This window comes from Mycobacterium sp. RTGN6 (assembly GCF_033804605.1).
Classification (GTDB): Bacteria; Actinomycetota; Actinomycetes; order Mycobacteriales; family Mycobacteriaceae; genus Mycobacterium.
The window spans coordinates 51,674-72,747 of the sequence record NZ_JAPZKZ010000014.1; the positions used below are offsets into that span (position 1 = coordinate 51,674).

The 21,074-nt window shown below is 66.8% G+C and carries 22 protein-coding genes; 12 read left to right on the plus strand and 10 right to left on the minus strand.

The annotated features are described in order from the left end of the window. Nucleotides 1–24: 24 nt before the first annotated feature. A complete protein-coding gene (locus tag SLQ33_RS29005; protein ID WP_319457373.1) occupies nucleotides 25–2,250 on the minus strand; it encodes an acyl-CoA dehydrogenase in 2,226 nt (741 codons plus the stop codon). 93 nt (nucleotides 2,251–2,343) lie between these two features. On the opposite strand from SLQ33_RS29005, the gene SLQ33_RS29010 reads away from it, so the two are divergent. Further along, nucleotides 2,344–2,916 (plus strand): TetR/AcrR family transcriptional regulator, encoded by a 573-nt coding sequence (locus SLQ33_RS29010; RefSeq protein WP_319457374.1) that lies wholly within the window; start codon nucleotides 2,344–2,346, stop codon nucleotides 2,914–2,916. Here the strand turns inward: SLQ33_RS29010 and nagA are convergent. The 3 genes from nagA to SLQ33_RS29025 are packed head-to-tail and all read right to left on the minus strand — an operon-like array spanning nucleotide 2,891 to nucleotide 5,312. Beyond that, nucleotides 2,891–4,054 (minus strand): N-acetylglucosamine-6-phosphate deacetylase, encoded by a 1,164-nt coding sequence (gene nagA / locus SLQ33_RS29015; protein WP_319457375.1) that lies wholly within the window; start codon nucleotides 4,052–4,054, stop codon nucleotides 2,891–2,893. The genes SLQ33_RS29010 and nagA overlap by 26 nt on opposite strands. Continuing rightward, entirely contained in the window at nucleotides 4,055–4,840 is a 786-nt protein-coding gene (gene nagB, locus SLQ33_RS29020) for a glucosamine-6-phosphate deaminase (protein WP_319457376.1), read from the minus strand. A gap of 1 nt (nucleotide 4,841) precedes the next feature. Then, nucleotides 4,842–5,312 carry a PTS glucose transporter subunit IIA gene (locus SLQ33_RS29025; RefSeq protein WP_319457377.1) on the minus strand — a complete coding sequence of 157 codons (471 nt, stop codon included), beginning with the start codon at nucleotides 5,310–5,312 and terminating at the stop codon, nucleotides 4,842–4,844. A gap of 111 nt (nucleotides 5,313–5,423) precedes the next feature. On the opposite strand from SLQ33_RS29025, the gene SLQ33_RS29030 reads away from it, so the two are divergent. Next, the gene (locus SLQ33_RS29030) at nucleotides 5,424–6,995 is read left to right on the plus strand and encodes a PTS transporter subunit EIIC (RefSeq protein WP_319457378.1); all 1,572 of its coding nucleotides are present in this window, start codon (nucleotides 5,424–5,426) and stop codon (nucleotides 6,993–6,995) included. Here the strand turns inward: SLQ33_RS29030 and SLQ33_RS29035 are convergent. The 3 genes from SLQ33_RS29035 to SLQ33_RS29045 all read right to left on the minus strand — a co-directional run bounded on the left by SLQ33_RS29035 (nucleotide 6,992) and on the right by SLQ33_RS29045 (nucleotide 10,252). After that, nucleotides 6,992–8,209 (minus strand): MFS transporter, encoded by a 1,218-nt coding sequence (locus tag SLQ33_RS29035; protein ID WP_319457379.1) that lies wholly within the window; start codon nucleotides 8,207–8,209, stop codon nucleotides 6,992–6,994. The two genes, SLQ33_RS29030 and SLQ33_RS29035, sit on opposite strands and share 4 nt — an antisense overlap. Before the next feature lie 100 nt (nucleotides 8,210–8,309). Further along, nucleotides 8,310–9,179, minus strand: coding sequence for a LysR family transcriptional regulator (locus tag SLQ33_RS29040; protein WP_319457380.1), 870 nt, complete (start codon nucleotides 9,177–9,179; stop codon nucleotides 8,310–8,312). A 65-nt stretch (nucleotides 9,180–9,244) separates the two neighbouring features. Beyond that, nucleotides 9,245–10,252, minus strand: coding sequence for a DUF2993 domain-containing protein (locus tag SLQ33_RS29045; RefSeq protein WP_319457381.1), 1,008 nt, complete (start codon nucleotides 10,250–10,252; stop codon nucleotides 9,245–9,247). A gap of 154 nt (nucleotides 10,253–10,406) precedes the next feature. Between SLQ33_RS29045 and SLQ33_RS29050 the strand changes: the two genes are divergently transcribed. The 5 genes from SLQ33_RS29050 (at nucleotide 10,407) to SLQ33_RS29070 (ending at nucleotide 14,958) form a co-directional block, all read left to right on the plus strand. After that, nucleotides 10,407–11,645, plus strand: a complete 1,239-nt coding sequence (locus SLQ33_RS29050; RefSeq protein ID WP_319457382.1) for a cytochrome P450 — start codon at nucleotides 10,407–10,409, stop codon at nucleotides 11,643–11,645. 98 nt (nucleotides 11,646–11,743) lie between these two features. Next, entirely contained in the window at nucleotides 11,744–12,427 is a 684-nt protein-coding gene (locus tag SLQ33_RS29055; RefSeq protein ID WP_413467729.1) for a cutinase family protein, read from the plus strand. A 423-nt stretch (nucleotides 12,428–12,850) separates the two neighbouring features. Beyond that, nucleotides 12,851–13,336 carry a hypothetical protein gene (locus tag SLQ33_RS29060; RefSeq protein WP_319457383.1) on the plus strand — a complete coding sequence of 162 codons (486 nt, stop codon included), beginning with the start codon at nucleotides 12,851–12,853 and terminating at the stop codon, nucleotides 13,334–13,336. Nucleotides 13,337–13,387: 51 nt separating this feature from the next. After that, nucleotides 13,388–14,455 carry a DUF2855 family protein gene (locus SLQ33_RS29065; protein WP_319457384.1) on the plus strand — a complete coding sequence of 356 codons (1,068 nt, stop codon included), beginning with the start codon at nucleotides 13,388–13,390 and terminating at the stop codon, nucleotides 14,453–14,455. Nucleotides 14,456–14,559: 104 nt separating this feature from the next. Beyond that, entirely contained in the window at nucleotides 14,560–14,958 is a 399-nt protein-coding gene (locus SLQ33_RS29070) for a VOC family protein (RefSeq protein WP_319457385.1), read from the plus strand. A 76-nt stretch (nucleotides 14,959–15,034) separates the two neighbouring features. Here the strand turns inward: SLQ33_RS29070 and SLQ33_RS29075 are convergent, their stop codons facing one another. After that, nucleotides 15,035–15,298 carry a hypothetical protein gene (locus SLQ33_RS29075; RefSeq protein WP_319457386.1) on the minus strand — a complete coding sequence of 88 codons (264 nt, stop codon included), beginning with the start codon at nucleotides 15,296–15,298 and terminating at the stop codon, nucleotides 15,035–15,037. Between the two features lie 183 nt (nucleotides 15,299–15,481). Here SLQ33_RS29075 and SLQ33_RS29080 point away from each other — a divergent pair, with 183 nt between their 5' ends. The 4 genes from SLQ33_RS29080 to SLQ33_RS29095 all read left to right on the plus strand — a co-directional run bounded on the left by SLQ33_RS29080 (nucleotide 15,482) and on the right by SLQ33_RS29095 (nucleotide 18,374). After that, nucleotides 15,482–16,327 (plus strand): ABC transporter substrate-binding protein, encoded by an 846-nt coding sequence (locus SLQ33_RS29080; RefSeq protein ID WP_319457387.1) that lies wholly within the window; start codon nucleotides 15,482–15,484, stop codon nucleotides 16,325–16,327. After that, a complete protein-coding gene (locus SLQ33_RS29085; RefSeq protein WP_319457388.1) occupies nucleotides 16,324–17,151 on the plus strand; it encodes an amino acid ABC transporter permease in 828 nt (275 codons plus the stop codon). Before SLQ33_RS29080 ends, SLQ33_RS29085 begins: the two co-directional genes overlap by 4 nt. Next, entirely contained in the window at nucleotides 17,148–17,909 is a 762-nt protein-coding gene (locus SLQ33_RS29090; protein WP_319457389.1) for an amino acid ABC transporter ATP-binding protein, read from the plus strand. Before SLQ33_RS29085 ends, SLQ33_RS29090 begins: the two co-directional genes overlap by 4 nt. A gap of 219 nt (nucleotides 17,910–18,128) precedes the next feature. Then, on the plus strand, nucleotides 18,129–18,374 hold the full coding sequence (locus SLQ33_RS29095; protein WP_319457390.1) for a hypothetical protein: 246 nt from the start codon (nucleotides 18,129–18,131) through the stop codon (nucleotides 18,372–18,374). A 63-nt stretch (nucleotides 18,375–18,437) separates the two neighbouring features. On the opposite strand, the gene SLQ33_RS29100 is transcribed toward SLQ33_RS29095, so the two are convergent. Beyond that, entirely contained in the window at nucleotides 18,438–19,085 is a 648-nt protein-coding gene (locus SLQ33_RS29100) for a TetR/AcrR family transcriptional regulator (RefSeq protein WP_319457391.1), read from the minus strand. A 17-nt stretch (nucleotides 19,086–19,102) separates the two neighbouring features. Further along, complete coding sequence (locus SLQ33_RS29105; protein ID WP_319457392.1) at nucleotides 19,103–19,528, minus strand: STAS domain-containing protein; 426 nt, start codon at nucleotides 19,526–19,528, stop codon at nucleotides 19,103–19,105. Nucleotides 19,529–19,896: 368 nt separating this feature from the next. Here SLQ33_RS29105 and SLQ33_RS29110 point away from each other — a divergent pair, with 368 nt between their 5' ends. Next, nucleotides 19,897–21,072, plus strand: a complete 1,176-nt coding sequence (locus tag SLQ33_RS29110; RefSeq protein ID WP_319457393.1) for an acyl-CoA dehydrogenase family protein — start codon at nucleotides 19,897–19,899, stop codon at nucleotides 21,070–21,072. Nucleotides 21,073–21,074: the final 2 nt, after the last annotated feature.

Here is a 21,074-nt window from a genome sequence, read left to right on the forward strand (position 1 = left end):
GGCCGTGTTCCTGACTCTCGCTGGTCACTTGCGCGGTAGGCCCATGATCATCTGGGCGATGATGTTGAGCTGGATCTGCCGGGTGCCGCCGCCGATCAGTTCGGCGGGCAGCCGCAGGTAGGGTTCGACGACCGCGGGCTCGGACCGCTCGACCACGGCAAGCGGGCCCGCCAGCTCGAGGGTGGCCTTGAACGTGCGTCGCAGCATGATGCTGGTGGCCACCTTGGCGATGCTGGAGGCGGGCCCGGCGCTCTGACCGTCGAGCAGCCTGATGGTCTCGCGCACCCCGAGCGCCTTGATCGCGTTGGAGTACGCGTCGAGTTCGCCAAGCGCGCGCACCACGGCGTCCTGATCTGGCCCCGCCTGCGTGGCGAGCTGCCGCAGGGCGCCCGCCCTGTCGATGTTCACGTAACCACCGATCGCCACGCGCTCCTGGGCCATGGTGGCGATGGCCAGACTCCAACCGGCGGTGGGTTCACCGAGCAGCATTCGGTCGGGCACGAACACGTCGACGAGAAAGACCTCGTTGAAGTGCGGGTCGCCATCCGCAGTCCTGATCGGCTGGATCTCCACGCCGTCGGCGCGCATGTCGATGATGAAGTAGCCGATGCCCTGGTGCTTCGGGGCGTTGCTGTCCGTTCTGGCCAGTAGTGCTCCGTAGTCGGCGTACTGCGCGGACGACGTCCAGATCTTGTGACCATTGATTCGCCACCCCCCGTCGACCTTCACCGCTCGCGTGCTCAACGCCGCGAGGTCCGATCCGGCGCCTGGTTCGCTGAACAGCTGGCACCAGAGCAGCTCGCCTCGTTGCGTCGGCGGAATCAGTTGCTGCTGAAGGTCTTCCGGGGCGGCGCTGAGCAGCGTCGGGAGGATCCACTCGGCGATGTTGAGTGACGGCCGTACCAGCTCGGGCCGTTTGGCGAACTCGTCGTCGATGATCAGCTGTTGCAGTGGAGTCGCAGCTACGCCCCATGGCGGCGGCCAGTGCGGCGCGATGAGTCCAGCCTCGGCGATGAGCGTGCGCTGAGGGCCGGTGGCCAGGTGGTCGTAGTCCCCGAGTGGGCTCGGCGTGTCGTTGCGGAGTTCGAGCGCCTCGTCCAGCACCGCGGCGACGTGAGCGCGGAAATCCGCTTCCGCCGCACCGAGTTTCACCGTCATGTCGCGCACGTGGGCGCGACCCAGCTCACCGAGTCGCCGCGACCAGCGGGTGACTGGGCCCATCGACGCGGCGAGGCTGGTGGCGCGCCGCCAGTACAGATGCACGTCGTGTTCCCAGGTGTATCCGATGGCGCCGAACATCGTCAGCGCGTCGAGCAGGAGCTCGGGGGCGGGCGTGACGGCGATGATGGCGGCTCCGGCGGCCGCCAGGCTCCGTTGCGGCGGGGCTTCGTCGATGGCGCGCACCGCATCCCACGCCGCGGCGGTGGCCAGTTCGCCATTGACCAGGAGCATCGCCGCTTCGTGCTGAAGTGCTTGGAAAGTGCCGATGAGCTTGCCGAACTGTTCGCGGGTGCCAAGGTGGGTGGTGACCGCATCCACGGCCCACCGGAGCGTCCCAGCGGAAGCGCACGCGGTCAGCGCGACGGCGACGTCCCACGCCGCATCGTCGTCAATGCCGTTGAGTACCAGCGCATCCGATACGACGTGGTCATCGAGGCGCAGGACTCCGACGTCGACGGTCAGGTCGGTGCCCTCGCGCGCCTCGACCGACGCCGCAGCGGCAGTCAGATCGACGACGAACCACACCGTGCCGCCGTCGTCGGCGCGTGCCGCCGTCAGCACCAGGCCCGCCGAACGGGCCCCGAGCACGTCGCCCGAGTGTCCGCTGACACGCCATCCTCGTTCGGATGCGGTGGCCCGCAGGTCGCCCTGCCCGGGCAGCACGACCGTGGCGGCGCGCCCGGCGGCGAGCTCGGTCAAGAGCGCCTTGGCGGCCGGATTGTCGTCGGCGCGTAGGGCGATCGCGCCGGCGATCACGGTCGGCAGCAACGGTCCCGGCAGCAGTGCGGTGGCCGCGGTGGCGAGCACACAGGCCGCGTCGATCAGTTGACCGCCCTGCCCACCGACGGACTCTGGCAGATGGACGGCGTGGAAACCCTGCGCGATCAGCTCGTCCCACCACGTCGGGAGGTCCCCGTTGGCCAAGGCGCCGAAGGACTTCCGCGTGTCGGCGACGGCGGCGTGCCGCGACGCGAAGCGAGCGACTGCATCCTCCAGCTGACCCTGCTCGGGGGAGAGTCCGATGGGCACCGTCAAGACCTTTCACGTCGTAGACAAGACGGACCGTCTCGTCTTGTGGCAGACTACGGGTTGTCAGACGCACCGGCAAGTGAGGATGCGCACATGGTTAGCCCCGTCACGGCACCGCGGCGACGCAGCGAGAAGTCGCGCGTCGCCATCGTCACCGCGACGCGCGAACTGCTGCTCGCGCGTGGTTTCGACGGGCTGAGCATCGAGGCGGTCGCTGCCCGCGCAGGCGTCGGGAAGCAGACCATCTACCGCTGGTGGCCCAGCAGGCCCGCCCTGGTCGCCGACGTCCTGCTCGAGGACGCCGACAAGATCGTCGGGTCGGTCGCGCACACCGACGATCTCGTCGCCGACCTCGTCCGGTGGGCCAGCAAGCTCGCCGCGACGTTGACCACCGAACGCGGTTCGGCGATGCTGCGCATCCTGACGGTCGCCACCATGGAGCACGAGGACACGGCGACGAGGCTGCGCGACGGATTCGCCACGCCGCTACGGGAAGGCGTCCACGCCCGACTGCTGGCCGACGGCATCGACGAGGCCACTGCGATGTCTGCGACGGACGCGATCGTCGGCGGGGTGGTCTACCCGATCCTCTCCGATGGCCGAACGTATCGACGCAAGCGCGCCGAACAGACCACCCGCTTCATCGTCGAGGGCCTGACGCGCTGACTGGGTCGACCACCCAGGACCCCCGGCGCAACACACCCCTTACGACGAGGGCTGAATCCAAAACCACCAGATCGGCTTTCGCACCGGGAACCAGGCCGGCGTCGGACAGCGCCAACGCCCGAGCCGGATTGAGCGAGGCCTGGCGCACCGCCAGCATCAAGGCCTCGTCAAGGGGCAGTCCGCTGTGGGCGACGGCGAATCTGAACACCTGGTCCATGGTCGCGGTGCTGCCGGCGACGGTGTCGGTGCCCGACACGCGCGCGACCCCGCCGACCACGTCCACCGCCAGTGGACCCAGGTGATAGACCCCGTCGGCCATCCCCGTGGCCGCCATCGCATCGGTCACCAGCGACACCCGGTCGGGTCCGGCGGCCGCCGAGACGTGCCGGTAGATCGCGGGAGCGACGTGCACCCCGTCGGTGATCAATTCGACGGTTACCGACGGATCTTCCAACAGCGCGATGATCGGACCGGGCTCCCGACGATCGATCGGACGCATCGCATTGAACAGGTGGGTACCGACCGTCGCGCCCGCCGCAATCGCCGACCGCGTCTGCTCGTAGGTCGCCTCGGTGTGGCCGACCGCCACGACGACACCCGCGTCGACCATTCGTGCGATCGCGGCGAGCGCGCCGTCGCGTTCCGGCGCGATGGTGACCATGCGGACGGCTCCGCCGCCGGCTTCGAGCACACGGTCGATTTCAGCAGGGTCCGGGTCGCGCATCAGCGCCGGCTGGTGAGCCCCGCACCGCTTCACCGACAGCCAGGGTCCTTCTAGATGGATCCCGTCGAGCTCCCCACCACGCACGTGATCGGCCAATTCCCCGACCTGGCGCAGCAATTCGGCGGGAGCCGCCGTCACCAGAGAAGCGACGAGCGTGGTGGTGCCGTGCCTGCGGTGCAACGCCACCGCGGTGGACGTCTCGGCGGTTGATCCGGCGGAGAAGTTCGCACCTCCCCCACCGTGCAGATGCGTGTCGACGAAACCCGGCACCACCGTCACCGGACCGAGCTCGCGGTCAGCGGGTCTCGGCGGACTGCCCGCACCGACCGCGCTCACGGTGCCGTCGGACACGTCAATCCATCCGGGCCGCAACAGTTCTCGCCCCGTGAGCAGCGTGTCCGCGGTCAGCAGCACTCAGATGCCCTGCCATTCCGGCTTCGAGCGGTACGTCTCGCGGTAGTAGTCGACGAGCTGGAGCCTGCGCGCAGCCGCATCGTCGAGCAGCACCGTGACGTGCGGGTGAAGCTGCAGGACGGTCGCAGGCCACAGTGCGCTCACCGGGCCCTCGACCAGGTGGTGCACCGCTTCGGCCTTGCCGCGACCCGTTGCCACCAGCACCAAGTGCCTGGCCTCCATGATGGTCGCGAGTCCCTGGGTCAGGCAGTGCGTGGGAACCGATTCGACGTCGCCGCCGAAGAAGCGGGCATTGTCGATCCGGGTCTGCCTCGTCAGCGTCTTGATCCGGGTTCGGGAGGCCAGGGAGGAGCCGGGCTCGTTGAACGCCACGTGCCCGTCGGTGCCGATTCCCAGGATCTGCAGATCGACGCCGCCCGCTTCGTGTATCGAGTGCTCATAGGCCGCACATGCGGCCGGGATGTCGCCCGCCAGGCCGTCGGGGCCCTGGACCGCGCGGGGAGCGAAGTCGACCCGTGACACGAATACCTTGTCGATGACCGTTCGGTACCGCTCGGGATGATCGGCGGGCAACCCGACGTATTCATCGAGCGTGAATCCTCGCGCCTGCCGGAACGAGATCAGCCCGGCCTCGCAGCGTCTGGCCAGCTCGTCGTAGATCGCCAGCGGCGACGATCCGGTCGCAAGGCCGAGGACCGCGGTCGGTTTTCGGGCCAGCAGGGCACCGATGGCGTCGGCGGCGATGCGGCCGAGCTCTTCGGCGTCCCCACCGACGATGACCTCCATGCTACTTGGTGGCCGTGAAAAGGCTTGCCCCGGAAGCGATGTCCACGCCGGCGTGGACGGCCTCGGACGGAACGACGTTCCCGGATTCACGCTCGTCCATGACCACAACGGGCACAACGGGATTGAGCCCCTTGGCCACGATGGCGGGCACGTCGTAGGTGATGACGAGCTGACCCGCGGTGACCTCGTCGCCCTGGCTGACGTGGCTTGTGAAGCCTTCGCCCTTCAACGCGACGGTGTCCAGCCCCAGGTGGACCAGCACTCCCACGTTGTCGGGCGTCATCACGATGTAGGCGTGCGGCATCAACTTCAACAGCTTGCCGCTGACCGGAGCGACCGCCTCGATGACCTCCCGCGGGGGGTCGACGGCGGCACCGTAACCCACCATGCCCTGGGCGAAGACCGGGTCGGGGACGTCCTGAAGCGGTACCGCACGCCCCGCGACGGGGGCGAGAACTGGCGTCTTGCTCACGCACCAACAATACGAGCGTGTGGGAAAGAAGGTCTCGGGTTCGTAGGTTCTCGTCTAGGCTTCCGCTCAGCTTCGGCAGCGGCGACATTTGTCGCAGAGGAGGTTGGATAGATGAGCAGCACGACGAAACCTGAAGAAACACCGAAGAAGTCGGGCATGCGGATACCTGGCTTCGCACAATTGCAACGGCTCGGCAAGAGCCTCATGCTGCCGATTGCGGTGCTACCCGCAGCGGGAATCCTGCTCCGGCTGGGTCAGCCCGACATGCTCGGCAGCATCAAGACTCCGGTCATCGGCCCGTTCTTCCAGGCGATGAGCGCTGCCGGCGACGCGGTGTTCGCCAACCTCCCCCTGCTCTTCGCAGTCGGCGTCGCCATCGGATTCGCCAAGAAGGCCGACGGTTCGACCGCACTGGCCGCCGTGGTGGGCTATCTGGTGGTTCAAGCGGTGTTCAAGACCATGTCGCCGATCGTGCTTGCCGGTGAGGTCGACAAGAACGGCGACCAGGCCCTGATCAACTACAGCGTGCTCGCCGGCATCTTCGTCGGCCTGCTCACCGCGTGGCTCTTCGATCGCTATCACACCATTCAGTTGCCGTCCTACCTCGGATTCTTCGGAGGCAGGCGCTTCGTCCCGATCGTGGTATCGGTGGCCTGTCTGTTCCTCGGGTTCGCGATGAGCTACTTCTATCCAATCTTCGACGCCGGGCTGACCGGCCTCGGCAAGTTCATCGGCGGTTCGGGTGCGTTGGGGGCGTTCGTCTACGGATTCGCCAACCGCATGCTGATTCCGCTGGGCCTGCACCACATCCCCAACTCCTACATCTGGTTCCTCTACGGCGACTACCAACCCCCGGAGGGCGGCAAGGTCGTCACCGGCGAACTCACCCGTTTCGCCGCAGGCGATCCGTCCGCCGGGCTCCTGACGTCCGGGTTCTACCCGATCCTGATGTTCGGGCTGCCAGCCGCCGCGCTGGCCATGATCCACGTGGCGAACAAGAAGCAGCGCAAGATCGCGGTCGGCATCCTGTCGGCGGCGGCGCTGACCGCGTTCCTCACCGGCGTGACCGAGCCACTGGAATTCGCGTTCATGTTCGTCGCGTTCCCGCTGTACGTGATCCACGCGCTGTTGACGGGTCTGTCCTTGGCGATCGCCTACCTGCTCGACATACACCTAGGCTTCTCGTTCTCCGCCGGGCTGATCGACCTCATCCTGTGGGGCGGCGCGCCAGCGGCGAAGAACATCCCGCTGCTCATCGGCATGGGCGTCGTGTTCTTCATCGTCTACTACCTGCTGTTCCGGTTCGCGATCAAGAAGTGGAACATGCGCACCCCCGGACGGGAGCCGGACGACGAGTTCGAGGCCGAGGAGCAGGCGAATCTCGGCGAGGGCGCCGGATCGGCCACCGCGGTGACGACAGGTGGAGCAGGTGCGGCGACCGCAACGCTCACCGACAGCAAGGCCGAACAGATCATTGCGGCGTTCGGCGGCCGCGAGAACCTGGTGAACGTCGACGCCTGCATCACGCGGTTGCGCATGGAGGTCGCCGACAAGGACAAGGTGGATCAAGACCGGCTGAAGAGCCTCGGTGCGGCCGGCGTCATCGAGATCGGCAACAGCGTCCAGGCGGTGTTCGGGACGCAGGCCGAGGCGCTGAAGAACGACATCATCGACATCCTCTAGTTCTTCGGCAGGAACAACACCGCGGCAGCGGCGGCGATGACGGCCAGCGCCAGAATCGTCCCCGCGACGGCGGTCCAGCCACCGCCGTCGAAGGCCACGCCACCGAACCAACCGACGGCGCTCGATCCGCCGTAGTAGAACAGGTTGTACAGCGACGAAGCCTGCGCCTTGCCTGCCGGAGCCGACTGACCAGTCCACCCCGACGCGATCGAGTGGGCGCCGAAGAACCCGGCGGTGGCGATCACCAGACCCGCGAGTACCGCGAACACGTTGTCGCTCAACGTAATCGCGACGCCCGCGATCATGACGGCGATGGACACCAGCAGCACCGGCTTGCGCCCGAAGCGCGAGGCCTCCGCACCCGCGCGCGACGAGGTCCACGTTCCGGCGAGGTAGGCCAGGAACACCAGGCTGACGACGAACGGCGACAGATAGAACGGCGCCTGCATCAGCCGGAAGCCCAGGAAGTTGTACATCGCGACGAACCCGCCCATCAGCAGGAAGGCCTGAGCGAACAGCGCGAGCTGCCGAGGCGAACGTAGGTTCGCCATCAGCCGGTGCCCGAGACTGCCTTCGGGGTGTCCCGACCGACTCGACGGAGTGAACCCGCGCGGCCTCGGGGCGAGCTTGACGAAGCTCAACGCGGCCGCAGCGCACAGCACGGCGACCGTAAAGACACCCAGGCGCCATCCAACGACCTCGGCCACCGGACTCGACACCAGCCGACCCATGAGTCCGCCGATCGTCGTTCCTGCGACGAACGTGCCCGCGGCCCGAGCGGCGTGCCGGGGATCGATCTCCTCCGACAGATACGCGACCGCGATCGCAGGCACGCCTCCGACGACCAACCCTTCGAGGAAGCGTCCGGTGAGCAGCAATTCGAAGGTGGGCGCGAACGGCACGAGCAGGCCGACGGCCGTGGCGATCGTGACCGACAGCGAGATGGCCCTCACGCGGCCGATCCGGTCCGCGAGTGTGGACCACGGGATTACGCCGACGGCCAGCCCAACGGTGGACGCCGAGACCATGAGCGCTGCATCCGCCGCCCCGACGCGCAAATCGGCGGCGATCAGTGGCAGGACGGCCTGCGGCGAGTAGAGCTGGGCGAACGTCGCCACCCCGGCACAGAACAACGCCGCGAGCAGCCGACCGTATTCGGCCGAGCCACGGGTGTGTCCAACCCACACCGGTGACGCTGCCCGATCGATTGACACCCAGGCGACGCTAGGAGTCGAACATCAATGTGTCCAATGCATCATTGGATCGTCTGTCATGTGCAGCACGCATCATTGCAGCACTGCGTCGGGGACACCGTCACGCATCGTCGAGAAACGTGGCGAATCGGAGCGCGGGCGGCGGAAGCACCCGATCCCGCTCCCACACCAGGCCCACTTCACGTTTGGCTCCGACGTTGGACAGCGGGACATGCACGACCTTGGGGTCGCCACCCTCACGTGGGACGGGGACGACCGCAACGCCGAACCCGGCGGCCACCAGCCCCTCCATCGTGGGAATCTCGGTCGCTTCGAACACGATCTCGGGAGCGATGCCCTCCTCGGCCCACAATTGATCGGTCAACTGCCGCAACCCGAACGGCTTCTCCAACGCAACGAAGGGCTCGCGCTGCGCGGCGGACAGTCGCACGCGACTGCGCGCGGCCAGCCGGTGCCCACGCGGAACCGCAAGGCACAGTCGCTCGGCGTAGAGCCGGCGCCAGACGAAGCCGGGCGCCTCGGGGCGCGGCGACGTGATGCCGATGTCGGCCCGGCCGGCCAGTACCCGTTCGACGATCTCGTGAGCCGGACCTTGGAACAAGTCGAATCGGATACCGGGCACCGATTGGCGGAACCGCCGAAGCTGTTCCGGGACATACCAACTCGCCAAGGAATGTAGGAACGCCAGCCGGACCCTTCCCGAATCTGGATCACGCAGCGCAGCGATCCGCTCAGTGGCGGAACGCATTTCGGCGACGCTTCGCCTGGCGTGTTCCAGCATTATCTGCCCGTAGGCGTTCAGCCGGAGCCGTCGACTCACTCGGTCGAACAGTTGGGCACCCGCCTGGTGTTCGAATCGAGCCAGGGCGCGGGACAAGGCCGGCTGACTGACTCCCAACTCAGCGGCCGCCTCGGTGACGTGTTCGGTCTCAGCGAGGACGACGAACCATTCAAGCTCCTCCAGATGCACGGATCGACGATAACGAGGCTGCATGAACATCGGTCGGCAATTGCGGACGACGCATGAACGCAAACCTAGAGGCGCGCGAAGCAGGGGTTCGCGTCCGCCTTGGGAATCGACGCGTTCTGGCTGGAGAACTTGCCGACGACGCCGGTCGCCGTCACCTCGACGCTGTCGGCGTGGATGCCGAGCGGGTAGTTGTCGTTCAGCTTCTTGGTGAGGTCGTTCAGCGCCGACTGGATCGTGTCCTTCGGCAGCGGGCCGTTGACCTCAAGCACTTCCAGGTTGAGGTCGCCGTCGGTGACGACCGGTTTGGCCGTGACGCTGTTGCTGCCCGCCTCCAGCAGGATGGTGCCCGCGTCGGGGTCGGTACTGACACCGGTGATCAAGCTGCCCACCCCCGGAAGGTTGGCGGCCACGGTGTCCTTGATGCCTGCGGACTTCCAGCTCAGCGTCGCGTTGAGCGTTCCGATGGTGCCCTTGGAGTCGTCGGTCTCCTGCAGCCGCACGTCCTCGAGCGTCACGTCGGCCGTCATGCCCGTCGCATCCTGGACGCGGTCGCCCTCGGTGGTGACCGTGATGTTGGTGTAGTCGCCGGTGATGTGCTGCCACAGGAAGGGCGGGTTCACTCCGAAGGAGATGGTGGCGCCGTCCTTGACGACGCATTCGGCGACCTCGACCAGGATGGCGTCCGCGCGATGCCGCGCGTAGAGCTCCGCGCCTGCCAAGCCACCGGCCACCAGGGCGACGACGATGACCGCGATCAGGATGAGCGACCGTGGGTTGAGGAAGCCACGCCCCTTCTTGGCCTTGGGAGGCGGGGCGACGGGCGCCGGCGGAACCCGAGGAGGGGGGCTCGGCGGGGGCGGCGGAGGCGGGGGCGGCGGAGGCGGAGGCGGGGACGCTCGACGAATCCGCTCGGTGGGCGCCGCGCCTGCGGATGGGCGGGGCGCGCGCAGCTGCTCGGTCGGAGCGTCCGGCGGCTGCTGCGGGGGGCGCGGAATCCGCTGCGTCGCCGGGTCGGGCGGAGGCACCCTGCCGCGCCAGCCAGGCTGGCCGGGCCCCTGCGGCGGTGTCGTCACCTGCGCGATTCTGCCTCATCAATGGCACGTGCCGGGTGAATGTCGACCCGCTGGGCGACTCGAGTAGTCGACTACGCTGTCCGGCTCCTCGGCAGCGGCGTTCGATCGATCTTGAAAGTCCTCGGACATCGTCGAAAAGACGAGGAGATTGATGATGACGATCGCGATCGAGCGGCCCGGCCGGCCCAACGTATTCGAGGCCGGCCTACCTTCCCTCGAGTATCAAAACGCGCAGGTTCCCCAGGAGGCACACGCCCGCATCGCGCAGGCACGACGGCAGTCTCCGATCGCGCTGGGCCCGCACGGACCCGAGCTACTCACCTACGACCTGGTGCGCGAAGTACTGCGCGACTCCACGTTTCGGGTTCCACGCGGATTCGCCCTGGCCGCACAAGGCATCACGTCGGGACCGCTCTGGGACCGGACGGCCAACAGCCTCTTGAGTCTCGACGGGGCCGATCACAACCGGCTCCGCCGGCTCGTCGCCAAGGTGTTCACACCCAAGGCCGCGGAACGGCTCCGCGCGACCGTCGTCGACGTGATCACCGAACTGGTCGATCCACTGGTGACCACCGGCCGTTGCGACCTGGTCGCGGACGTCGCGACGCAGTATCCGATCCCGATCATCTGCGCGCTGCTCGGCGCACCCCGGCAGGACTGGCAACTGTTCTCCAGCTGGGCCGATGACGTCCTGAAGGCCTTCTTCTGGAACGCCGCCGAAGATACCCCCGTCATCCTGCGCGCCTGGGACGAGCTCGACGCGTACATCGACGACATGGTTGCCGAACGACGCAATGCGCTCACCGACGACCTGATCTCGGACCTGATCCGCGCCGAGGACGACGGAGATCGGCTCACCCACGACGAACTGCTCATGTTGGTGTCTGGCCTGTTGATCGCCGGAACCGACACCACCCGAAACCAATTGGCCGCGTCGGCGCACGTGCTCATCGAGCATCCCGACCAGTGGGCGCTCCTGGCCCGGCAACCCGACCTTGCGCAGAAAGCGGTCGAGGAGACGATGCGCCACTCCCCGATCGCCTTCGCCACCATGCGCACCCCCGTCGACGACGTCGAACTCGGCGGGCTGAGCATCCCGGCGGGCACCCTCGTCCTCGTCAACACGGCTTCGGCCAACCGCGACCCCGCCGCCTACGACGATCCCGACCGGCTCGACATCACCCGCACCTCCCCGCCGGCCATGCTGACCTTCGGCGGTGGCATGCACTACTGCCTCGGAGTGCACCTCGCCAGAATCGAACTCGCCGAGGCATTGACCGTGCTCACGCGCCGCATGCCGAACGCCCGCGTCAGCGGACCGGTGCCATGGAAGCCGCTGACGGGAATGTGTGGCCCCGCCGCGCTACCGATCGAGTTCGACGCCGCACACTGACGGCGCGACCTGCTCTTTGTTATTAGAGTGAATTGAGTGACAATTGGGTACACCGTTGTCCAACCGCTCAGCAGAGACTCCAGGTTCGAGGAGAGACCGTGGCCGTCGACAGCACGATTCGACGCGCGCGTCGGGCCGTCCCCGCCGCCGTCATGTCGGCGACCATCGCGTCGGTCGCCGTGACGACGTTTGGCATGCCTGCCGCGTCCGCCGCTCCGAAGTGCTCCGACATCGAGGTCGTCTTCGCCCGCGGCACCGACGAGGCTCCTGGCATCGGCCGGGTCGGCCAGGCCCTCGTGGACACGCTGCGCCCCATGGTCAAGGACATGTCGATCGGCACGTATGCGGTCGAGTACCCGGCGTCCTACGACTTCCTCGAAGTTGGTGCGGGTGCCACCGATGCGAGCAAGCGGGTGCAGTCCACGGCGGCCAAGTGCCCGGACACCAAGATCGTGCTCGGTGGCTATTCACAGGGTGCTGCCGTCATGGACGTCGTCGCAACGTCGCCGATCGCGGGCCTCGGGTACACGGCGCCGTTGCCCGCCGCCGTCGTCCCTCACGTCGCGGCCGTCGTCGTGTTCGGCAACCCCTCGGCGCGGATCGGGCAGCCGCTGACACGGATGAGCCCGGACTTCGGTGCACGCACGGCGGATCTGTGCAACACCGCCGACCCGATTTGTTCTCTGGGAAAGGATTTCAACGCACACGTCCGCTACCCGGAGTCCGGACTGGTGAAGCTGGCCGCCCAGTGGGTCGTCAAACACGTTCAGAATCGGGACTAGTCCGCGCGACGCTAACGCTTCGCGCTCGGTTTGGTCACGAAACACCTTCCAGCAGTTCCCGTTCGGTACAGCCGGTGGTTTGATCGGCACGCGGCCCTTGCAGACGATGGCCCGGAGGGTGCGACATGTGGGCGATAGGGCCGACGCATGTGATGGCGCTTTTGCTCGTCGTCGCTGCGCTCGCCTCGGTATCCGGATACCTCGGATCGGCCCTTGCGCGGCGCAAGAAACGACGCGCACGGGCGTACTTCACCGTGGGCTTCGTCTGTGGCTTGACGACGGGCGCCATTCTGCGCGGGCGCAGCCGCGGCCTGAATGCGCTCGCAGCCGTCGCGCGACGTGTCGACGTACGGCCGCGGAGTGCAGGCCGCGGCTCCGATCGTTTCGCTGTGCGCGCGCTCCGATCGGTTCTACGGTGAGGTAATGACGGATCAGTCACCTGCGGTCTTCGTCGCCCATCCCCCAGAGGCGATGCTGCGAGCCATCAACCCGGCGCTGCGAGTCCTGCTGCGCACACCCATCATGGGCCCCATGCGCAAGGCGATGATGGTGCTGAGCTTCACCGGGCGCAAGAGCGGGCGCCGCTATTCGGTCCCCGTCAGCGCCCACCAGCTCGACGGAGAGCTCTACGCCCTTGCCGGTGCGGCGTGGCGGCTGAACTTCCGCGGTGGCGCCGCTGCCGAGGTGTTGCACGACGGCAAGACGAAAACGATGCAGGGCGAACTGATCGAGGATCCGACGACCGTCGGCGAGCTGTCCCGACGTGTCGCCGAGGGCTATGGGGTCAAGGTCGCGCAGCGGATGATGGGTTTGAAGTTCCGCGATCAGCGCATCCCCACGACCGAGGAGTTCGTCGAGGCGGCCCGGACGAATCACATAGGCGCCGTCCGCCTTACCACCACCACGTAGCTCTGGTCGGATCACGCCCGTCGAGACGCGCTCGGTGCCTAGGCTGGATGCGTGGACTTCGAGCTGAATCGCAAGGACCTACACGACAGCCGCTTCGTCGATGGCGACCCGCCGCAGCCGGCCGACGGACAGGCGCTGCTTCGGATCGAGTCGTTCGGACTGACCTCGAACAACATCACCTACGCCGTGTTCGGCGACACGATGAACTACTGGAGCTTCTTCCCGGCCTCGGACCCGGACTGGGGCAAGTTGAACGTCTGGGGTTACGCGCACGTCGAGGAATCCCGACACCCCGACCTCGCACAGGGCACCCGGGTGTACGGCTATCTCCCCTGCGCCAGCCACCTGCTGGTCGTCCCCGACCGAATCAACGAGAAGGGCTTCGTCGACGCCGCGCCGCACCGGTTGCCGCTGCCGTCCGCCTATCAGGGCTACCGAGACGTCGCGACCGATCCCGTCTACTCCGCCGACCACGAAGCCGAGCACATCATCTTCTTTCCGCTCTTCTTCACCTCTTTCCTCATCGACGACTTCCTTGCCGACGAACAGTTCTTCGGTGCGGACACGATCGTCATCTCCAGTGCGTCGTCGAAGACGTCGATCATCGCCGCGTACCTGCTCGCCAAGCGCGAGGGCGTCGCGATCGTGGGGCTGACCTCCGCGGGCAACCGCAAGTTCGTCGAGGGCCTCGGCGTCTATGACTCAGTCGAGCTGTACGACGACGTGACGCGGCTTCCTGGTGAGCGAGCCGTGTACGTCGACGTCTCGGGTGACGCCGCGGTCCGCACCGACGTGCACGCTCACTATGGCGACCGGCTCGCCCACAGCTCCGCCGTCGGCATGACTCACTGGACCGAGATGGGCCAGGGGGCAGGCGACCTCGAGGGGCCCAGGCCCGTCTTCTTCTTCGCACCCGACCGCATCAAGAAGCGCGGCGCCGACTGGGGCACCGCGAGCCTTGACCAGAAGGTCGCCGATGCGTGGGCTCCGTTCGCCCAGTGGGCATCGCAGTGGCTTCGCGTCGAACGCGTCTCGGGCGAGGACGACATCCAGCGGGCCTATCTCGAACTGCTCGACGGGAAGGTCGACCCGACGGCGGGCACCATCGTCGAGCTGTAGGCGTCGTCGCGCGCCAAACCATCGGTCGACCGATCTGGTGGTTGAACCACTTCGCGCTGGCAAACGTGTCATCGTCGTCCGATACGACGAACAAGGATGTTCACATGCCCGCCTTTCCCGCCCTCACCCACGTCGCGATCACCGTTCGCGACCTCGCCGTCAGTGCGCCCTGGTACCGCACGCTGATCGGCGCTGACCCGGTGATCGATGAGGACACCGAGGCCGGCTACAGGCACGTCGTCTTTCCGCTCGACAACGACACGCTGTTGGGTCTGCATCAGCACACCCAGCCCGCCCCCGCCGAACGATTCAGCGAATTTCGCGTCGGCTTGGACCACGTTGCCTTTGGTTGCGCATCGCGCGAAGACTTGGAGAAATGGGTCGGCCGACTCGACGAGCTCGGCATCGAACACAGCGGAATCGTCGACGCCGCATACGGTTCGGGCCTGAGTTTCCGCGACCCCGACGGTTGCGCACTCGAATTCTTCGCCCCACCCGCCTAACCGCAGGCGACCGCACGCCGAAATGCCCAGGCCGGGTGGCGAACCCGGACCTGGGCGACTTCCGCGACGGGTCAGTTCAGGGGTGCTTGGCGTACCGGGTGAGGAAGACGAAGGCCGAGAACCCGGCGACGACGCCGATCACGCCCCACAGCACGATGGAGAAGACCGCCGACACCGGGGACCATCCGATGCCGGACAGCGTTGCCGCCAGGTAGATCGCCCAGAACACGCGGTAGACGCACCAAAGTGCGGTGACGGCGCCGGAGATTCCGATGATCAGGCTCCGGGTGCGATCGACGCGCTTGACCTGCTCCTCGATGCGGGCTGGCACGATGCTCATTTCCAAGTTTCCCTTCGTAGCGCGTGGCCTCGTTGGCCTCGTCCTGCAAGCAAGTACAGGCGGCGCTGACGACTACCGATCCCAAGAATTGGCTGCGTTCGGCCACGCCCGTCGCTTCGCGCCTGCCAGTCATCCTGAGCAGAACCTTGGCGCCACCAGGTCAGGTGCGCGATGATGCCGCCCATGCGCAACGTCTCGAGGTTCGTATCCCTGCTGGCCGTCGTCGGGCTGGCCGTGCTCGGCTGTGCCCCCGCCGACGACACGTCGTCGGCCCCACCGGCCGCGCAGACGTGCAGCAAGGACTCCCTGACCACCTTGGCGATGGGCACCATCACGTTCGGAACCGATCAGCCGGCTTACCCGCCATGGTTCATCGACGACGACCCCGCCAACGGAAAGGGCTTCGAATCCGCGGTGGCCTACGCCGTCGCCGACAAGCTCGGATACGCCAGGGACGACGTGAAGTGGGTGCGGGTGCCGTTCAACGCGGCCATCGCGCCGGGCCCAAAGACGTTCGACGCCAACCTCAATGAGTTCTCGATCACCGACGAGCGCAAACAGGCCGTCGACTTCTCCTCGCCCTACTTCAACGTGACGCAGGCGGTCGTCGCGGTGAAGGCATCGCCTGCGGCGGAGGTCAAGACCCTCGACGGGCTCAAGGGGCTCAAGCTCGGCGCCCAGGTGGGTACCACCAGCTACACGGCCGCCAAGGCAATCGACCCAAATGTCGCCGTCTTCAACAACAACGACGACGCCAAGGCCGCGCTGTCCAACGGTCAGATCGATGGGCTGGTGCTGGATCTGCCCACTGCCTTCGCGGTACAGGCCGAACTGACCGACGGGGTCATCGTCGGCCAGTTGCCCGCCGCCGACGAGAAGTCCGAGCAGTTCGGCATCGTGCTGGACAAGGGCAGCCCGCTCACGGCGTGCGTGTCCAAGGCCGTCGACGAACTCGGCGACAACGGCGATCTCTTCAAGCTGCAGCAGGAGTGGCTCACCGGCGCTGGTAACGCACCGGTCCTTTCGTGACCACGGCGGCCATCGACCGGGTGGCCTACCGACAGGCCCAGGCCCGTCGATCCACGTTGGTGGCCTTGGTGTCGACCGTGGTGTTCGCCGCCGTGCTGCTGTTCGCGGTGACGTCGGCGCCGGGCTGGCCGCGGGTCCGCGACTCGTTCTTCAATCTGCGCATCGGCGCCGAAAGCCTGCCTGCGCTGTTGGAGGGGTTGTGGCTGAACGTCCGGGTGCTGGTCGTCTGCCAGGTTCTGGTACTCGTCTTCGGGCTCGGACTGGCGGCGTTGCGGACGCTGCGCGGCCCGGTGTGGTTTCCGTTGCGGGCGTTGGCAACCGGGTACGTCGACCTGTTTCGCGGACTGCCACTGTTGATTTGCCTGTACCTCGTCGGCTTCGGGCTGCCAGGCCTACGACTGGCGGGGATGCCGACGAACCCGGTGCTACTCGGCGGTCTTGCGCTGGTGTTGATCTACTCGGCCTACGTCGCCGAGGTCTTCCGGGCGGGCATCGAGTCGGTTCACCCGTCACAGCTGGCCGCCGCGAAGTCGTTGGGGCTCAACCATCGACGCACCATGCAACTGGTGGTGCTGCCCCAGGCAACCCGCCGGGTGACGCCGGCGCTACTCAACGACTTCGTCGCCCTGCAGAAGGACTGCGGACTGATCTCGGTGCTCGGCGCCGTCGACGCGGTACGGGCCGCACAGATCCAGTCCGCCACCACGTACAACTTCACTCCGTACGTCGTCGCCGGATTGTTGTTCGTCGCGCTGGCTGTGCCCTCGGCGCGACTCGCCGACTGGGCGGCCAGGCGGGCGGCGTTGCGACAGGGGGCGTTGTGACGGCCACGGTGCCGGTGCTGTCGGTGCGCGGGTTGGTCAAGGCCTATCACGACCGGCCCGTGCTCGACGGAGTCTCTCTCGACGTCGACGAGCACGACGTGGTGGTGCTGATCGGCGCGTCGGGGTCGGGAAAGTCGACCCTGCTGCGGTGCATCGACCTGCTCGAGGACATCGACGACGGCCAGATCCTGCTCGACGGTCGCGACATCAGCGACCCCCGCATCGATGCCGACGAAGCGCGCCAGGCGATGGGCATGGTGTTCCAGTCGTTCAACCTGTTTCCGCACATGACCGCGCTCGCCAACGTCGCACTGGCGCCACGGGTGGTGCACGGCTCGACCCGCCGCGACGCCGAGGAGCGCGGCCGCGAACTCTTGGCCCGGGTCGGGCTGCCCGACAAGGCCGACGCCTATCCGGACAAGCTGTCGGGCGGGCAACAGCAGCGGGTGGCCATCGCACGCGCGTTGGCCTACGAACCCCGGTTGTTGTTGCTCGACGAGATCACCAGCGCGCTTGACCCTGAACTGGTCGGCGAGGTGCTGGCCCTCGTCGGCGAACTGGCCAGCTCGGGCCGCACCATCGTGATGGCCACCCACGAAATGGCCTTCGCCCGAGAGGTGGCCGACACGGTGTGCTTCCTCGACGGCGGCCGCATCGTCGAATCCGGTCCTGCTGAACAGGTTTTGGCCCACCCGCAACAGGACCGGACCCGGCAGTTCCTGCGGCGGTTCACCGGTGGCTCGACAAGTCTTTCCTAACGGGTGGACTACATGGTCCGACCCCCGGCCCCGATCCGAAGCGGGCCGAGCTTTCATCACCGGCCTCAAACCGCGCGGAACACCGAATTAACAGCGGGTTTCCGACGCATTCGGGCCTGGCCGGTATATCACTACTCACCTTGACTCAAACCATTTATGGACGATATAGTTCAGTTTGCGTGTTCTCAGCTTTCCCGAAGCCATAGATAGGACTGAATGATGAAGAATCGTCGGCTGACCCGCCGCGTCGCCGCGACCGTTGGCATCTCTGCCGCCATCTTGGCGGGAGCGTTGACCGCTTGTGGCGGTGGCGAATCCGGCCCAGCCAGCACCACACCGAGCACGTCGACCACGGCGCCGTCGGTCTCACCCACCGAGAAGAGCATCAACCCCACCGGTGGCAACCTGTTCACCCCGCCCGTGAAGGCGCCGCCGGCACCCACCGCCATCCCCGGCGACAACTAAACCGAGAAACGGACGGGGCGGGTCAGTCATTCGACTGGCCCGCCCCATCCGTTCTTGAGCCGATCAGTCGGCCAGCTCGGCTCCGTCCGGCACGAACGACTTGACATGCTCGATCGCAGAGTTCAGCGCGGTCTGCATGAGTCGTGGATCGTGCGCGGTCTGCGAGAGCAGATAGCCACCTTCGACCGCCGCGAGTAGGCCGGTGGCCAGCGCGGGCGCATCGACGTCGACCTTCAGAACACCGGCGTCGCGCATCCGTTCCAGCGCGGCTGCGAACAGTCCCCGCCATTCGGCGAAGTGCTCCGCCAGCGAAATGCGGGCCTTGTCGTCGGTGTCCGAAAGTTCTGCCGCCAGCGATCCGAGTTCACATCCCCAGAGTCCGCTGCGCAGTGAACAACGCTGCACCATCGCGTCACGCCACAGGTAAAGCCCGCGAAAGGAATCCACCTTCTCCAGGCGCATCCGTTGCCACGACAGGATCTCGTCGGCCCGCAGCGTGATGACTTCGTATACCAACTCCGTCTTGTCGGCGAAGTGTTGATAGAACTGCGACTTGCTCGTGGCACTGGCGGCGAGCACCTCGTCGATGGTCGTGGCGGCGACACCCCGCACATGCATCAGTTCGGCTGCGGAAAGCACGATCCGACTACGGGTGGCGGCGCCGCGCGAAGTCAGCTTCGGCCGCGACGCGCCGGCTGATGGCGGCGGCATTGCTCAACTGTAACCCGTCAATTGGACGCGAGAGTCCAAGTCGGCTCCGGTTGGGCGAGTATGCGGGAAGCACCGGTGGTCTGCGGCAGATCCTCGGCACCGCACACCCGCAGCACTTTGCGCACCGCTGCTCCCACGACCAGACTCCAACGGACGCCATTACAGCCAAGCCGGTGGTCGATCCGGCGCAGAGCCGCCACGCCCGCCGTGCCGAAGAAGTCGACGGCGCGCGTGTCCACGACGAGCGAGGGCGCAAGCGCGGCATGTCGTTCGACGTAGTCAGCGAGTTGGGCGCCGTTGGTTGCATCGATCTCGCCGCGCACCGTCAGCACGAGCGTGTTCGCCGCAAGGTCGGCGTGCGCGTCCGCCCGTCCCCAGCACTCGGTCACCCGGACCTGCAGCGGGTCGGGACGGTAGCGGCGGCATGTTCCCGAATCGTTCACGTGGCCTCCCTGCGATCGAGGGACGAACGTCCACGGTACAACGGAATCCGCACTTCGAATACGACTATTTTGAACTCTGTTAAATCGCTGGAACCTGCACCGATCGGATGCCGTCGCTCGCGCAGTCTCCCAACATGGCTGGACAACTTGGATTCTGGTGCGGATAACGTTGCCGACAGACGGGACAGCAAAGTTTGCTCGTCATGAACTGGGTGAATGACGCCTTCCGAGGCGATGTTGAGCGAACACTGCACGAATTCCGCAGCGGACGTCATCTTTGGCACTCGACCAACCGGGCGGTAGGTTCGCGGGGTATTGAGTACCCCGGTTTCGGCCGCCGCCGTACCCGGAGAATCGGAGGTTCGACAGTGAGGTTGACGCTCAGCGACGCCGACGCCGCTTTCCGCGACGACTTGCGGGAGTTCTTCACCACCCAGATTCCGGCGGACATCCGCGAGCGGGTGCGCGAGGGTCGGATCCGCTTCCCCGACGACGTCGTCACGGCGCAGCGGATCATGAACGAACGCGGCATCGCCGTTCCGAACTGGCCGGTGGAATGCGGTGGCCAGGATTGGTCGCCGCTTCAGCGGCAGCTCTGGTCCGACGAAATGCGGCTGGCGTGCGTGCCCGAGCCGCTGGCTTTCAACGCCAGCATGGTCGGCCCGGTGATCGCCGCCTTCGGCTCGAAGGAGCTCAAGGAACGGTTCCTGCCGGCGACCGCCAACCTCGACATCTGGTGGTGCCAGGGCTTTTCCGAGCCGGAGGCCGGTTCTGATCTGGCGTCGGTGCGCACCACCGCGGTCCGCGACGGCGACTCCTATGTGATCAACGGGCAGAAGACGTGGACCACCTTGGGTCAGTACGCAGACTGGATCTTCGTGCTCGCGCGCACCGACCCGAACGCACCCAAGCGGCAGACGGGCATCTCGTTCCTGCTGGCCGAGATGTCGACGCCAGGGATCACGCTGCGGCCCATCAAGTTGATCGACGGTGGCTACGAGGTCAACGAAGTCTTCTTCGAAGACGTCCGCGTCCCCGCCGATCAACTCGTTGGCGAGGAGAACAGCGGTTGGACTTACGCCAAGTTCCTGCTGAGCAACGAGCGCACCGGCATCGCCAGGATCGGCACGACGAAGGTGTGGCTGTCGCAGGTCAAGGAACGGGCCGCGAATACGCCGACTGAACAGGGCACTCTGCTCGACGACCCGCTGTTCGCCGCGCGCGTCGCCGAAGCGGAGAACGAACTGCTGGCCCTGGAGCTCACGCAGTTGCGTGTCAGCGGTTCCGAGGCCGACGGCAAGCCCAACCCGGCGTCGTCGATCCTGAAATTGAAGGGCAGTCAGCTTCAGCAGGCCGTCACGGAGCTGCTCGTCGACGTCGCGGGCCCCGATGCCTTGCCCGTGGACGCGGGTGACGACATCGGCTCGCCGGTGTGGGCGCAGCTCGCCGCGCCGAAGTACCTGAACTACCGCAAGGTCTCGATCTACGGCGGGACCAACGAAGTGCAACGCAACATCATCGCCTCGACGATTCTCGGACTGTGAGG